Here is a 14,877-nt window from a genome sequence, read left to right as displayed (position 1 = left end):
CTACTTTTTTTTACGTTTTCCGGAAGCCTGCGGCTTCTGACCCTGCTGCTTCATCATTTGCTGGGCCCGCTGCATTTGCTTGCCGTTTAAGTTATACCCCATTTGTTGCGCCATCTTTTGCAGTGCTTGCGGATCACTCTGCATCTTGGTTAATTGCCGGCGCAGATAAAATACACCGATTGCGAAGCCAGCGATCAATCCGACCACAAGCGTAATAATAGGAATTGCAATTTCCATCCTTCAGCCACCTCGATTAAAAAAATACACCCGGGCTCGGCATATTTAGCCTGCTAAGCCGGAGCACTCAACATATCATAGCATTCAAGCCAGACTCATTCAAGCGAGAACCGCATCAATAAATACCGTTGTCTCCGTAGCCAGATCCACTTCCTTCACCTCAAAATCCTCGCCGGCGCTGCGGATAATTCTTACGACCGGCCGTCCCGGCAAGCCTCGATGCTGCCGAACCACGACCCCGCTCTCCCTGGTAGATAAGCGTACAGAGGTGCCTGTCGGATACACCGAGACGATCCGGTTAAATTCAATCAATACGTCCCGATCCAGCAGCAGCTCCGAGCTGGCCATCAGCTCTTCGCAGGCTTCATGCGGGAGCATCGCTTTCTTCGCTAATCCGCCTTCTCCGCTGATCAGATTATCGTACTGGTTTGCCACAGCAACGATCTTCGCATATAGATGAATCGATTCAGAGGTCAGCCCGCGAGGCAAGCCGGAGCCGTTAAGCCGTTCATGGTGCTGGAGTGCCGTATGAGCAACAAGCAGGCTGAATTCACGCTTATGCTTGAGAATTTCGAAGCCCTTCCAGGTATGATGCGATTTATTCATCATTTCTTGATCTGCATCCTCGGGAAGAGCAACACTTTTCCCGATATCATGCAGCAAGGCGCCCATCGTCAGCTCCTTTAACTGCCCATAGTTCAGGCCGAGATTATAGCCGATCATAGAGGAGAGCAATGCCACATTCACCGCATGCAAATAATGAGCGTTGTCCTTGGTACGGATTTCCGTTAACTGGAACAATAATTCCTTAGTGCCGAGCACATCGGTTAAAAGCTGGTCCACGGAATTGCTGATTTTGCGCGTACTCCATTCCTTGCCTGACCGTACCGCCTCCAGCGTTTCACTCATATCGCGAAATACCGCCTTTTTGGTCACCTCGCTTACCATATCCTCGATCTCCACGTCTTCAAAAGCCGGGTCCCTCAAATAGATCATTGTGACTCCGATTCGCTTCAAGGTACTGATCATATACACCGTAAGCTGAACTCCTGCAGACAACAGCACAGTCCCATTACCGGAATAGACGGTTCTCCCTAACAATTGACCGGGTTCTACATCTTCCATACTCACGAATCTCATTCCGCTTCCTCCCCGATTGCCGCTTTCTCCAGCTTCTCTCTTGCCCTCTTCAATCGCTCTAATACTTCCGGATCGGACTCCCTCTCCTCAGCTTGGATAATGGCATCCAGCGCCTCCGTCGACCCGATGCGGCTTAATGCCCAGGCTGCCGTTCCTCTAAGAACAGGACGCGGATCATTGCGCAGCACTTCTGCAAGCTTCGGAATGGCCGTAGCATCCTTGAAGTTGCCCAGGGCGATGACCGCATTCCGTTGAATCGGCTTCTTTCCCCGCCAGGCTGCGGCGCTGGAACCAAAACGTTCCTTGAACTCACGGTTGCTGATATCCAGCAGCGGGAGCAGAAGCGGCTTCACTGTCTCCGGGTCCGGCTGCAGCTCCGGACGGTGATTCCACGATCTGCCTTTATTTTTCGGACAGACGACCTGGCAAGTATCGCATCCGTACAATCTGTTGCCGATCTTAACCATGAACTCTTCCTCAAGGAAGCCCTTAGTCTGGGTTAGAAAGGAAATACAGCGCTGAGCATTCAGCTGTCCCGGCCCTACCAGCGCCCCTGTCGGACAGGCGTCCAGGCATTTAGTGCAATCTCCGCAATCCTCCGTAACTGGCTTGTCCGGCGCAAACGGAATATTGGTGATCATCTCCCCCAGATAGATCCATGAACCCCATTTCGGGGATATGATGGCACAGTTTTTGCCTGAGAAGCCAATTCCCGCCCGCTCCGCCACCGCTCTATCGGACAGAACACCGGTATCGACCATGCTCTCAATGCGCACATTCGGCACACGCTCCCGGATAAAGGCCTCCAGCTTTGCCATGGCCTCCCGCAGCACCGTATGATAATCCTGCCCCCATGCCGATCTGGCCAGGATGCCCCGGCGCATGCCAGGCTCCGACTTGGGCGGATTCTCCATCTTGGCAGGATAAGCTACGGCAATCGAGATAATGGAAGCCGCCTGCTCCAGCGTCAACTTCGGCTCCACCCGTTTCTCGATATCGGGCTCTTCAAATCCGGATTCATACCCTTTTTCCCTGCGGTCCAGCAGGATCGCCTTTAAGGACAAAAATGGATCAGCCGTCGTAAAGCCGATATCATCGATCCCCAAAGAGAATGCAGCCTCCTTGATTTCAGACTTCAAAGCTTCCCAATGGGAGGGGCCTGAACTGGCCTCCAGTTGCTGTATCATGTTGTAAGACCGCTCCATTCCCATCCCCCTCTTCGACTACATGCTTCCAAGCCGTTTGATCGCTTCCCGGGCCAAATAATCACAGTGGTTGTTAAGCTCATTATCACTATGACCCTTCACTTTGACGTACTCCACCTGATGAATCCCCATTAGCCTCCACAGCTCTTGCCATAATTCCTTATTCTCTACCGGCTGATTCTTGCTGTTCTTCCATCCGTTCTTAAGCCATCCCCGGATCCAGCCCTGCTGGAAGCAGTTCACAACATAGGCGGAGTCGCTATAGACCTTTGCCTGACAAGGCTCCTTAAGCTGACTCAGCGCGGAGATCACCGCCTGAATCTCCATCCGGTTATTGGTCGTATGCTTCTCTCCTCCGGATATCTCCTTGCGGTGGCCGTTAAACAGAAGTACGGCTCCCCAGCCGCCTGGCCCGGGATTGCCGGAGCAGGCTCCGTCTGTATAAATCATAACTTCCTTCACGTATATACCTCCAAGCCGTCGGCTTTCTTCCCGTATTACTTAAAATTTCGCTCAATAATAGAAAAGCATATCCCGCACCCATTTGCAACGGTGTGAGATATGCTTAAAAATGTAAATATCATACAGAGGCTGACATTCCCTCTAATCTATCTAGTTCCCGACAGCGTTAACGGCGGCAATCGACAGCTTCTGGAAAGCCTCCAAAAACTTGCTTGCTCCATATCCCATCGCTTCATACAGCGGAGCAATCGCCTTGTTGTGCGGATCTCCAGCAATCATGATGCGGTGAATATTGCGTTGCTGAAAACGTTGCTCCATCGCTGACACCAGATTTTTGCCTACACCTTGACGACGATAGTCCGGATGTACAGCCGTCCGGTAGATGAAGCCCGTATTATTTTGATCGATGGTTCCGATCACGGTGCCAATAACCTTGTCTTCATCTTCAGCGATTACGATTAGCTCCGAATCCCAAGACAGTTGTCTTGCGAACGCCCGCTTCGTATCTTCGTAACACTCCTCCATCAAGGCTTCCTGCAAAAGCTCCATCACCTGGTTCACATCACTTAATTGGAAGGAACGAATACGCATGAACTGATCCCCTTTTTCTCAATTGTATTAGAGCTATGTAAAAATGGTCCTCCAAATTTACATTGTTCAAAAAAAAACAATTTGCAAAAAACACGAGAAAAAATGCTTACTTGTCCATTAAACCATAGAAATTCGCTAAAAACACGCATTTTATTCTGAAAACGCTTTATATTAAGCGGTTACATTTGACGAATGTTCGCTTTTTATTCGAAATATCGTGGATTTTGTATAATTTCAAGAGGAAATTCCAATAATAGGATTGTTTGTGTTCCGTAAAAATAGACGGTATTTGTTTGTTAACCGAGGGGCAGGGTAATGGAAAGTATAAACTCTATTCAAAGAGGAGGAATATCCATGGAGCAGAACAATCTCACCAATGATCCGCAGGAGCTGCTGAAGAGCAAACAGGAAGCCGATAAGCAAAAGCAGCAGTTCTCCAGCTTCGTCAGAGACATCAGTGAACCATCGGGAACGGATACTGGCCAGGTCTCTCCGGACCAGCACCGGGAGCCTGACAAACAGAATACCTTGAAGGATACCGAAAACCGGATGCTCTGATTCATCACCAATTCCGAAAACATACAAAAATCGCCCAGGCATTGACTGCATATAAGCAGTTGATGCCTGGGCGATTTCTATTCAAACTGAACTAAGACATTTAGGATAGAAATCCGCTCATAAAGCGAACGCTTCCGCTTGCTTGCCTATACAGAAGGTTCCAAGGATGTCTGGGTAGCGTCCCATTCCGGAGCATGATGCTTCAGAATGCGGAGAAATACATTCGGGAATGCCAGCTGCTGCATATCCGCCGGAGTAATCCAGCGGTATTCTTCGCCGCCGCTGGACTCATATGCCGCACCGGACTCGGCCACCGCGGCATACTGGAGCGCCGCCCCGGCAACATCTGGCGGCAAGGCTGCAGCCGCTTCACGGAAGCGGTACACGCGGAGGTTCCAATGGATGTGGCTGAAGGTATGCTCCGCATCCATCAGCACATCCACCGGCTCCGCGGCGATGCCCTCGGCGGCGAGCAGCGCCGAGAGCTGCTCCATGGCCTGCCCGTCATCAGGCAGGCCAACCCCGCCGCCGGCGGACGGGGCGGCAAGGATGTGGGGAAGCTCCCACATCTTGGCCAGCAGCCCCTTGGCGGGACGCCGGCGGACAAGCACGTGGCCGTCATGATCGCCGCTGCCCTCGACGAGGGCAGCGATCCGATGCTCCGGCCGCGGGGGCTTCGCCTTGCTCTTCACAGGCAGGCGATCCTCCACCCCATCCAGCCGTGCCAGGCACCGGCCCATGACCGGGCAGGTCAAGCACTGCGGCGATTTCGGCGTGCATACCAGCGCTCCGAGCTCCATTAACGCCTGGTTGAAGTCGGAAGCCCGGCCCTCCGGAATCAGCTCCGCTGCAAGTCCCTCCATCAGGGCGCGAGTCCCGCTCTTCATAATATCCTCTTCAATCCGGAAGAACCTCGACAGAACCCGCATCACATTTCCGTCGACCGCCGGCTCCGGCAGATTGTAAGCGATGCTGAGAATTGCGCCTGTCGTATAAGGCCCTACTCCCTTAAGGCCCGAGACGCTTGCCTTATCCGCGGGAACTACGCCGCCATACTGCTCAAGCACCTGCTTCGCAGCAGCCTGAAGATTACGCGCGCGGGAATAATAGCCAAGCCCTTCCCAGCGCTTCAGCACCTCTTCCTCAGGAGCCTCGGCCAATGCCTGCAACGTCGGGAATTGCTCGATAAACCTATGGAAATACGGGATGACTGTGTCTACCCGTGTCTGTTGAAGCATAATCTCCGATACCCAGATATAATAAGGATTCCGATGTCTGCGCCACGGTAAATCTCTCTTTGCGGTTTCATACCATTCCAATAATTCTCTGCTGAAAAATGCCTTGCTGTACTCTATTTTGTCTTGCATGCCAATCTCCTTTAAGAGGTAATTCAAAAAGTCAGCTTTTGATCACGAAGTATTCCTAGTAGTTAATTCGGCATCGAATCTCGCGTTTACCCTTGAATTCCGAGCGGATGCTTACGAGGTATGCTTCCTTTGGAAGCATTTCGCTCATGTAGGTTTTGCCTAGACTCCGTTTTTCACTTCAATAACCGCAAACGCTGCGGCAAGCTTCCGTTCATGAGTGATGCTGATGTGAATACATACCTGCTCAGGCTGCATTCCCAGCCTAATCCAGGCCTCCTCCGAGAGAAAGGCCAGCGGCTTGCCATGTACACCGGGCATAATCCGGATATCCTGAAAGGACAGAATCTTGCCGATTCCGCAGCCGAACGCCTTGCTTACCGCTTCTTTTGCCGCGAAGCGCCCTGCCAAAAATTCGGCCGGACGGCTGTTGCTGCCGGGGAGCTCCCGCTCTGCCAGAGTCAAGACCCGCTCCCTCAGCCTCTCGCCTGAACGGCCTTGCAGCATTCGATGCACCCGTTCGATCTCTACCATATCATTCCCGATCCCATAGATCACGCCGCTGTCTCCTTTCTCTCTTATGCCGACTGAAGGTTATGCCGCATATCATCCACTCATTATAGCATAGTCCTCCCTAACCAAGCATAGCCGATGGACAAGAAGAATCCGGATGCCCCATAAGATTACAAAATCCGAAGTATAAACAAAAACAGCCCGCAAAGGCAAGGTTTCATCCTTGCGAGCGGACTGCTTGTGTACACTATATTAATCCGAAATCACTCGTAACGGAGCGATTCAATCGGATGCAGCTTCGAGGCCTTATTGGCCGGGTAAAGTCCGAAGAAAATCCCTACCGCCGCAGAGAATCCGAAGGCCAGCAAAATTGCCCAAATCGAGACGACGAACGGCCAGCCGGAAATCAATGCAAAGATGTAGGCAAACAGAAGACCAAACAAGGCTCCCAAGGTCCCCCCAATGAACGAAAGAATGATTGCCTCTATCATGAATTGCAGCATAATCGTCCCCGGTGTCGCACCAATGGCTTTGCGGATCCCAATCTCTCGGGTGCGTTCCGTTACCGAGACGAGCATGATGTTCATTACCCCTATCCCGCCAACTAGCAGGGATATTCCCGCAATAGCACCAATAATCGTCTGCAAAATGGAAAAGGTACTCGAAACCATCTGCTCCGCTTCCTTCGCCGTTTGCGACAGGAACATATCCGGGCTTACGTTTTTCTTGTCTCCCAGCCATTTCTTAAGGGAAGCAATTGTATCGTCGATCCGGTCCGGTGAGGTTACGACGATTTCCAGACTGCCAAATCTCGCATTCTCGGCTGAAGAGTCCACGGAAGACAGCGCGGTAATCGGGGCATAGCTGCTGTATTGCTCCCCGCCCATTCCGCTAAGCAGGCCTTCCTCAACCTTGAATACACCAATGATCCGAAAGGTATCGGTATTCAGCTGGAGCTTCCGGCCGATAGCCGCATTCGCCGATCCATAGGCCTTCTCCGCATACTTCGCATCGATGACCAGCACCTTTTGCCGCCCGCGCTCCTCCTGCTGCGAGAAGAATCTTCCGGCAACAAGATCGATATTTTGCATTTTTGTAGTCTCCGAGGTCGTTCCCGTCACCATAAATTGAAGCGATTCCTTCTTCAGCTTCGTTGTCATCATGTAGTTATTAGAGGAAGTAACGTAGCGGATACCCGGTTGCTTGCGTATTTCATTGAATTCGCGCAAGCGGAAGCTGAGATCCTCCTGCTCGCTCATAGTCATCACATTCGGATACAGCACAAAGTAACCGTCCTTATAATTCGACAGATTCGATATAATGGAGGATTGCCCGGCTTGACCAATCGATACTACGGTAACGACTGCCGCAACCCCGAACACGATGCCAATCATGGTCAGGAAGGAACGCAGCTTGTTCATGCGGAGATTATCCAGCGCGACCAGTATGCTCTCCCAAATACTCATGAAGGAGCACTCCCCTTTCGGGTATCCTTCAAGAGCTTGCCGTCCCCGAACAACAAAATTCGATCCGCATGCTCGGCAATGTCAGGTTCGTGGGTAACCAACACGATGGTCGTTCCCTCCTGATGAATCTCCTTGAACAGTGCCATAATATCATGTGACGATTTGCTGTCCAGATTCCCGGTTGGCTCGTCCGCTAGCAGGATTGGAGCCCCCATCGTCAAGGCTCTTGCGATGGCAACCCTCTGCTTCTGCCCGCCGGACAGCTCAGTCGGCCGGTGCTTCACACGATCCTTTAACCCCACCTTCTCCAATAAATACAGAGCGCGCTCCTGCCGCTTATCTCTCGGCATACCCGCATACATCATGGGCAGCGTGACATTTTGCAGCACTGTCTGCCTGCCCAGCAGATTGAAGCTTTGAAAGACAAATCCAATCTTGCGGTTGCGCACCTTGGACAGCTCATCCTCGTCCAAGGTCTGAACCTCTTGGCCGTCCAGCACATAGGTTCCTGAGGTAGGGATATCCAGACAACCGATAATATTCATGAGCGTCGACTTCCCTGAGCCTGAGGTTCCCATAATCGCCACGAACTCGCCCTCATTAATCTGCAGGCTGATCTGACTCAATGCCTCCACTTCAAGCGGGCCATTTTTGTATACCTTGGTTATATCGCTCAGTGTAATCATTGGAGCTTCACCTTATCCCCGTCACGGAGCCCCTCCGTTCCTTCAATAATGATCTTCTCCCCTTTGCTTACACCGGATACGATCTCAACCTGCTCTTCGCCTTCCTTGCCAACCTGGACGGGCACCTTGACGGCCTTCATCGGCTGTCCTTCCTCCACTTTGAAAAGGAAGGTTCCGTCACCCTCATATTGAATTGCCTGAATTGGAACCAGCAATCGAGGCTTATCCGGTATTTCAAGCGTAATTGAAGCATTATATCCTGACTTCAGTTCAGGAGAAATCTCGTCCAGCCTAACGAGCATCTCAACCGACGGGTCCTTGGAGGCCGCATCAGCCAGCTGTGCCATAGGGGCAAGATAGGTGACTTGTCCATTGAATTCGTCCGCGAACGATTCACCGGTCACGACCGCCTTCATTCCCGCTTGAACTTTTCCGGCATCCAGTTCATTCAGATTGGAGCGAACCTGATACGCGGAGAAATCCGCAATCGACACAATCAGGCTGCCTTGAGCGATCATTTGCCCTTTTTGAACTGCAAGCTCAGTGACGACCCCTCCCTTTTCCGCCTTGATCGAGCTGGAAGCAAGCTGGCGTTCAAGAGACTCGATGTTTAATTCGCTGCTCTTTATTCGCAGATCATAGGAGGTCAAGTCCAACTCCTCCGGCTCTATATCAGCATCCTGACTCTTTGCCTGCTTAAAGCTCTCAAAATGCTGTTTTTTTGCCTGCAGCCGCTCTGCCTCCACCATTCGCAGATTTAAAAGTTCTTTATCCAGCTGCTCCTGAACGGAGTCCATATTCAGCGTCAATAACTCCTGGCCCTCGGTGATCGTATCCCCGAGCCTGACGGCTACTGCCTCCACAACTCCGCTGACCGGTGCATACAGCTGTGCAGTATCTACCGGCTCAAGCCTTCCGTTGGCATAGACCTCCTCAGTAATCACACCTTCGGTAACCTCAATGCTTTGTACCGAAGCAGCCTTGTTCACATTCAACAGATTTACTCCGACAAGCACCAGAATAGCCAGTCCCAGCACTCCGCCAATCATTATTTTTTTCTTCCCCACTTTAAATCACCCTATCCCATTCCCATGACTTATACTAGCAGCAAGCTTCCCAGCGAAATAATAGAGATAATGAGCCAAGCTCCAATAATCCAGATACCAACCGTTTTGCGGGGCCGGTTCATCATGACGGAGGAGCCTATCACATAAAGCGCCAATCCCCATAGCGAAAATGGATTAATGATCGACAACAAATGGTAAAGTAAGCTTTCCTTATCCGCAACCAAAGCGCCGAGACTGAGCGAAATGTCAGTTATGGAGGCCGCGCCTGTTGTGTATACCAGGATGGCCGTAATTAGACCTCCGATTGTGCTTGGAAGCATAGCAAATGTGATCATGGTAACGAGCTGCATATACTTGGCTTCCCCGCGGACAATCAGATTTAAGAGAAGGTATACAAGGCCTCCCAAAAATACCATGAAAGCAATGGTCAACGGTGCCATGACCCATCCCATTATTTTTGTACTTTGCACGATTAAATCAGAATCAGCTGCGCTAAAATTAGGTTGTGCTTTCAGAGTATCAAGTGTCGTCTGCAGAGTAGCTGGCATCTGCAACTGTACAGAGATGAGTGAAATGATAATAATGAGGAGAAATGGAAACAACCACGCCAGCTTGTTTGCTTTCACCCGTTTGAAGGTTTCCGCCGGAGAACTGAAAATGGTAAATAAATTACTAAAATAACTCAAAAAAACGCCTCCCGTCTTCTATGTGTTCACTTACTCCTTCCCCCATCTTAATATAATCCAGGCGATGCTGTATGTAATTCTTGTTGCTGCTACTTCTTCATACGTACAACCTATGTACAAAGATTCAGTTTATGAGGTTGTTCAATGAAAAACTGCCGCAGAGAAAGCCTCTGCGGCAGTTCAGCATCTACATTAAATTCCAGGAATCGCGCTGCGCTTATGCTCTGTCTTCAAATAAAAGGATTCCAACCGTTCCCGCACCGCAGGATCGATTTCCTTTCCTTCCAGATAGTCACTGTTAGCTTCATAGCTTATGCCCAACTCTTGCTCATCAGTCTGTCCTTCCCACAGGCCTGCCGAAGGCGCCTTCGAAATAACCGCATCAGGCACGCCAAGATAAGAAGCAAGCTGACGGACCTGCCGTTTGTTCAAGGAAGAGAGCGGCGTAATATCAACGGCTCCATCTCCCCATTTGGTATAGAAGCCTGTAATTGCTTCTGATGCATGATCTGTTCCGACGACCAGCAGATTCAGTTCAAAGGACAAGGCATACTGCATCACCATCCGGGTGCGAGCCTTAATATTTCCCTTCCCCTGATGGCTCATATGCCTGGATCGGCCGATGGACCGGAAGCCGTGCTCCACCTCAAGAGCTATTTCGTCCACCGTATCTTCAATATTCGTCTCCACGGTGTGGGTCAAGCCGAAGGCGCGGGCAACCTCATAGCTGTGCTCAATATCGGACTGCTCACCATAGGGCTGAAATACGCCTAGGGTTATATACTCTCTTCCGGTCTCTCCGCTAAGCTCATCGGTTGCGCGTTTGCATAACGCGGTTGCCACCGCACTATCGATCCCCCCGCTGATGGCAATCAAAAGACCGCTCCCCTTGGAGTTCAATATATACTCCTTCAAAAATTGCACTCGCTTAGTTACTTCCTCTGCCGGATCAATCACCGGCTTTACCCCGAGACGTTCAATTATTTCATGTTGCAGACTCATTCTCCCATCCCTCTCTGATTCTCAATATGACGCATGATGTAATATGTAAAAACGTCCTGTTCAATCCGCAGTAGAGCGCGAATCGTCCAGGACGTTATCATAACGAAGCTTATCTGCAAAACCGGTCGAAGGCGCCTTTCAGATCCTCAGCGATCTCTGCTGCCGAACGATCCTCAATTTGATGTCGTTCGATGAAATGAACAAGCTCCCCATCCTTCATCAAAGCGATGGAAGGCGAAGAAGGCGGGTAAGGAGCAAAGTATTCCCGCGCCTTGGCGGTAGCTTCCTTATCTTGACCTGCAAAGACTGTAAACAGATGATCCGGGGTCAGATCATGCTGCAGAGCCTGGGCAATACCCGGACGGCACTGGCCTGCTGCACATCCGCATACAGAATTCACCACAACAAGCGTTGTTCCTTTTGCCTCGGTAAAAGCTTCTTCCACTGCATCAGGTGTCCGCAGCTCCTGAACGCCAATCGAAGTCAGCTCATCCCGCATGGGTTGAACCATATCCTTCATATATTGGTCAAATGACATAGACATGACTGTATCACTCCTTAAGACTGTAAGCTTATATTCCAATTATACAGTCCCAAAGCAGGAAATCAACTTAACATGCAATGACATATGTAACATCACATCCAACTTTCCACGTTTTCAGGACACGGAAAGAATACCGTAAACGTCGTGCCTTTTCCTTCTTCGGATTGTACGCTGATCTTCCCGCTGTGCCTTTCCATGATACTCAGGCATAAGGCGAGACCAAGTCCGGTTCCTTGTGATTTCGTTGTATAAAAAGGTTCGAACAGTCTCTCCCGTTGAGCTGCAGGAATACCGGGGCCCTGATCCTTCACGGAGAGCTCCACCCCGTCCACCCGCTTGCGGGTCTCGATTGTCAGTTCCCCCTTCTCCCCCATCGCCTCCATTCCATTCCGTCCCAGATTCAAAATCAACTGCTTGATTTCCTTTTGATTAAGCAGCAAATCAGGCAGCTCTTCATCCAGTCTGACCTCAATACTCTGGCCGCGAAGATTGGCATCCGCCCACAGCAGCGGGGTAAGCTCACGGATAATATCATGGAGACTGCACAGCTCCATGCGAACAGACCGATTCTGGGCCAGCGACAAGAAGTCATTAATGATGCTGTTCGCACGGTCCAGCTCTTCCATCACAATCCGGTAATAGTTGTCTAACGTCGGCGGACTCTTCTCCTGCATTAATTGAAGAAAGCCACGGACGACGGCCATGGGATTACGAATCTCATGGGTAATTCCCGCTGCCATCTGGCCTACCAGACTAAGCCGCTCCACATGGTTTAATTCTTTTCGAAACGTTTCGAGTTCAGTAATATCCTGAATAATCACTACGGCCCCGATCGTCTCGTCGGTATGCCCCTTTTGGATCGGTGATGTACTGGTAAAATAAGTTTTATCCCCGCTCTGGAGCAACTCGCGGGTCTTAATATGCTCCTCCAGTGACTGCCCTGCACGCTCGATCAGCACCTCGAATCCAAGGTCCGCCATAACCGGAGCAAGACGGCTGTGAATCAGCTCCTCCTTCCGGGCCTGGGGCTTGTACCTCCGAAAAAGCTGAATAAAGGTCTCGTTGATCGTCATGATGTCGCCCTGCCGATCCAGCAAAATAATGCTCAATGGTGCCGCATCCATCATCTGCTGCAGCTTCTCCGCCTCACGGAAATAGTTCCGGGAAAGCTGCATCACCTGCATTCTTAATTTTTCCTTCTCATATGTATGCTCAATCATCCAAACAAACAATGTACTGATAAATATGGTAAAAATTATGTTCATACCTGCTATTGCAAGCAGAGACAGGCTTTTCTCCAGTCTGGCGGTTCCCAACAGATAGGGGGAAGATGTGATCATCAGCTCCCCAAGCAAGAAGAACAAGGATAGAATCGCTACCTTGCCCTTGCGACCGCTCCTATAGAACGATTTCGAAAAGAATAATACTAATGGATATAACAGCAATCCTGTATCTAATATAAAGCCTGAAAAAGTAGGGTTTACTGCAAATACCGGATATAATAATAGATGAAGCGAAGCCAGAAAAACCCCTTCAGCCATTCGGCTGTAGAGCATGAGTGCAAAGAGCGGCAAGATGGCAAAATCCAGATGAAGCGTCCCCCAAAGCCGAGGGGAGAAAAGTGAGCAAAGGATCATGCTAAGCGCGCAAGTTAGTGTAAAGCCCAATGTAATTCTATAAACAGAATCCGCGCTGGCCGCTTCATCATTGAAAGAGCGTCGCAGCCGCATGGTATTGGTGAGCGGAAATAGAAATGCCGGAAGACTTGCGATCAGGAATTGCAACAGGAACTCTTTAACTTCCCCCACATTCTCCCTCCTTTGGTGGAAGAATCATTCTAATTTCGATTAAATCACAGGCGACAATCTTTTACAACACATCCTAATACGTTAAAAAATAGAATGTTTGCTATGATGGATAGTACAAATCAAGGAACAAGGAGCTACTATGAAACTATATGACGTGCTAATTATTGGAGGAGGCCCCTCCGGACTCATGGCATCCATTGCTGCAGCCCGGCAGGGCGCAAGGACAGCGCTGCTTGACAAAGGGGACAAGCTGGGCCGAAAGCTGGGTATATCCGGAGGCGGCCGCTGTAACGTAACAAACATCAAGGAAATTGATGAACTGATCACCTTTATACCTGGCGGCGGGAGATTTCTGTTCAGTGCCTTCGCAACCTTCAGCAACCGGGATATTATTGCATTTTTCGAGGATTTGGGAATTGCGTTAAAGGAAGAGGATAACGGTCGAATGTTTCCGGTGTCAGACAAGGCCAAGACAGTGGTCGATGCGCTCATTGGAAAAGCCCGCTCTCTGGGTGTGGACCTGCTCACTCATACTCAGGTTCGCGAGCTGGTCTTTGGAGAAGACGGGGTGAAGGGCGTCAAGCTATTGAACGGCGAGAACATCGGAGCGAAAGCAATCGTTGTGGCCACCGGCGGAAAATCAGTGCCTCATACCGGATCTACCGGGGACGGATACCCCTGGGCGGAAGCTGCCGGCCATACTATCACCGAGCTGTACCCTACCGAGGTGCCGATTACCTCCAAGGAGAAGTTTATCGTAAATCGGGACCTGCAAGGATTATCTCTGCGGAACGTGAGACTATCGGTGCTCGACCCGAAGGGCAAGACGATTGTGGCTCATCAAGGGGATATGATCTTCACTCACTTCGGGCTTTCCGGACCCATCGCGCTGCGTTGCAGCGGATTTCTCCGCGGCGTTAAAAAGAAGCATGGCGTCAGCACGGTGGACTTGTCCCTGCATCTCTTCCCGGAGCAGTCCCGCTCTGAGCTTGAAAGCACTTTACGCTCAAAGCTTGCCGCCGAACCCAAAAAGACGCTCCGAAATGTCCTGAAAGGAACCATTCCTGAGCGTCTGCTCCCGTTGCTGCTTGAACGGGCGGAATTACCGGAGGATGTGACGTATGAACATCTTCCAAAGGACAATTGGCTTCGATTGATTGAAGCGATCTCCGATTTTCGGATTCAGGCTTCGGGCACCCGCCCTTTTGAGGAAGCCTTCGTAACCGGAGGAGGCGTGCATCTGAAGGAAATTCAGCCGAAGACGATGGAATCCAAGCTGATGCCAGGTTTGTATTTCTGCGGCGAAGTCCTTGATATCCACGGCTATACTGGCGGTTATAATATCACCGCTGCGTTCGCTACCGGCTATACGGCAGGCTTGAATGCCGGGATATTCGCAACTGCGCAGGGCACGAATTGATGCAGGATTTGGCGATCAAACAGAGTTTGCATGAAAAAGGATACGAATTAATTCGTATCCTTTTTTCTATAGATAAGCACCATGCGATATTTATCGCAGCCGTCAAAGAGCACCTCTGCCTTATGTAA

The 14,877-nt window shown here is 50.6% G+C and carries 15 protein-coding genes and 1 pseudogene; 2 read left to right on the top strand and 14 right to left on the bottom strand.

The genetic code is table 11. The features are described from left to right. The 5 genes and pseudogenes from KQJ23_RS17210 to KQJ23_RS17190 form a co-directional block, all read right to left on the bottom strand. A complete protein-coding gene (locus KQJ23_RS17210) occupies positions 1-237 on the bottom strand; it encodes a YneF family protein (protein WP_216480148.1) in 237 nt (78 codons plus the stop codon). A 99-nt stretch (positions 238-336) separates the two neighbouring features. Continuing rightward, positions 337-1,377: an HD-GYP domain-containing protein gene (locus tag KQJ23_RS17205; RefSeq protein WP_216480147.1), complete on the bottom strand. Its 1,041-nt coding sequence runs from the start codon at positions 1,375-1,377 to the stop codon at positions 337-339. Between the two features lie 29 nt (positions 1,378-1,406). Then, positions 1,407-2,564: pseudogene (gene queG / locus KQJ23_RS17200) on the bottom strand (tRNA epoxyqueuosine(34) reductase QueG); the annotation flags it as partial. A gap of 36 nt (positions 2,565-2,600) precedes the next feature. Continuing rightward, positions 2,601-3,044 (bottom strand): ribonuclease HI, encoded by a 444-nt coding sequence (rnhA, locus tag KQJ23_RS17195; protein WP_044480188.1) that lies wholly within the window; start codon positions 3,042-3,044, stop codon positions 2,601-2,603. A 150-nt stretch (positions 3,045-3,194) separates the two neighbouring features. Further along, positions 3,195-3,635: a GNAT family N-acetyltransferase gene (locus KQJ23_RS17190; RefSeq protein ID WP_044480189.1), complete on the bottom strand. Its 441-nt coding sequence runs from the start codon at positions 3,633-3,635 to the stop codon at positions 3,195-3,197. Between the two features lie 354 nt (positions 3,636-3,989). Here KQJ23_RS17190 and KQJ23_RS17185 point away from each other — a divergent pair, with 354 nt between their 5' ends. Continuing rightward, complete coding sequence (locus KQJ23_RS17185; protein ID WP_216480145.1) at positions 3,990-4,193, top strand: hypothetical protein; 204 nt, start codon at positions 3,990-3,992, stop codon at positions 4,191-4,193. 146 nt (positions 4,194-4,339) lie between these two features. On the opposite strand, the gene mutY is transcribed toward KQJ23_RS17185, so the two are convergent. The 9 genes from mutY to KQJ23_RS17140 all read right to left on the bottom strand — a co-directional run bounded on the left by mutY (position 4,340) and on the right by KQJ23_RS17140 (position 13,329). After that, positions 4,340-5,560, bottom strand: a complete 1,221-nt coding sequence (gene mutY, locus KQJ23_RS17180; RefSeq protein ID WP_216480144.1) for an A/G-specific adenine glycosylase — start codon at positions 5,558-5,560, stop codon at positions 4,340-4,342. Between the two features lie 159 nt (positions 5,561-5,719). After that, positions 5,720-6,115, bottom strand: coding sequence for a holo-ACP synthase (acpS, locus tag KQJ23_RS17175; protein WP_216480143.1), 396 nt, complete (start codon positions 6,113-6,115; stop codon positions 5,720-5,722). A 218-nt stretch (positions 6,116-6,333) separates the two neighbouring features. Then, positions 6,334-7,536 carry an ABC transporter permease gene (locus tag KQJ23_RS17170; RefSeq protein WP_216480142.1) on the bottom strand — a complete coding sequence of 401 codons (1,203 nt, stop codon included), beginning with the start codon at positions 7,534-7,536 and terminating at the stop codon, positions 6,334-6,336. Continuing rightward, the gene (locus tag KQJ23_RS17165) at positions 7,533-8,222 is read right to left on the bottom strand and encodes an ABC transporter ATP-binding protein (protein WP_216480141.1); all 690 of its coding nucleotides are present in this window, start codon (positions 8,220-8,222) and stop codon (positions 7,533-7,535) included. Before KQJ23_RS17165 ends, KQJ23_RS17170 begins: the two co-directional genes overlap by 4 nt. Next, positions 8,219-9,289, bottom strand: coding sequence for an efflux RND transporter periplasmic adaptor subunit (locus tag KQJ23_RS17160; RefSeq protein ID WP_216480140.1), 1,071 nt, complete (start codon positions 9,287-9,289; stop codon positions 8,219-8,221). Before KQJ23_RS17160 ends, KQJ23_RS17165 begins: the two co-directional genes overlap by 4 nt. 29 nt (positions 9,290-9,318) lie before the next feature. Then, positions 9,319-9,975, bottom strand: a complete 657-nt coding sequence (locus KQJ23_RS17155; RefSeq protein WP_216480139.1) for a YIP1 family protein — start codon at positions 9,973-9,975, stop codon at positions 9,319-9,321. Between the two features lie 192 nt (positions 9,976-10,167). Next, positions 10,168-10,977: an NAD(+) synthase gene (gene nadE / locus KQJ23_RS17150; RefSeq protein ID WP_216480138.1), complete on the bottom strand. Its 810-nt coding sequence runs from the start codon at positions 10,975-10,977 to the stop codon at positions 10,168-10,170. A gap of 109 nt (positions 10,978-11,086) precedes the next feature. Next, positions 11,087-11,521, bottom strand: a complete 435-nt coding sequence (locus tag KQJ23_RS17145; RefSeq protein ID WP_216480137.1) for a BrxA/BrxB family bacilliredoxin — start codon at positions 11,519-11,521, stop codon at positions 11,087-11,089. Positions 11,522-11,613: 92 nt separating this feature from the next. Continuing rightward, positions 11,614-13,329, bottom strand: coding sequence for a two-component system sensor histidine kinase NtrB (locus tag KQJ23_RS17140; protein ID WP_216480136.1), 1,716 nt, complete (start codon positions 13,327-13,329; stop codon positions 11,614-11,616). Between the two features lie 139 nt (positions 13,330-13,468). Between KQJ23_RS17140 and KQJ23_RS17135 the strand changes: the two genes are divergently transcribed. Further along, entirely contained in the window at positions 13,469-14,749 is a 1,281-nt protein-coding gene (locus KQJ23_RS17135) for a BaiN/RdsA family NAD(P)/FAD-dependent oxidoreductase (RefSeq protein ID WP_216480135.1), read from the top strand. Positions 14,750-14,877 lie beyond the last annotated feature (128 nt).

Origin of the sequence: Paenibacillus brevis, assembly GCF_018919145.1 — a bacterium.
Classification (GTDB): domain Bacteria; phylum Bacillota; class Bacilli; order Paenibacillales; family Paenibacillaceae; genus Fontibacillus; species Fontibacillus brevis.
This window is presented reverse-complemented; position numbering and strand designations above follow the sequence as displayed.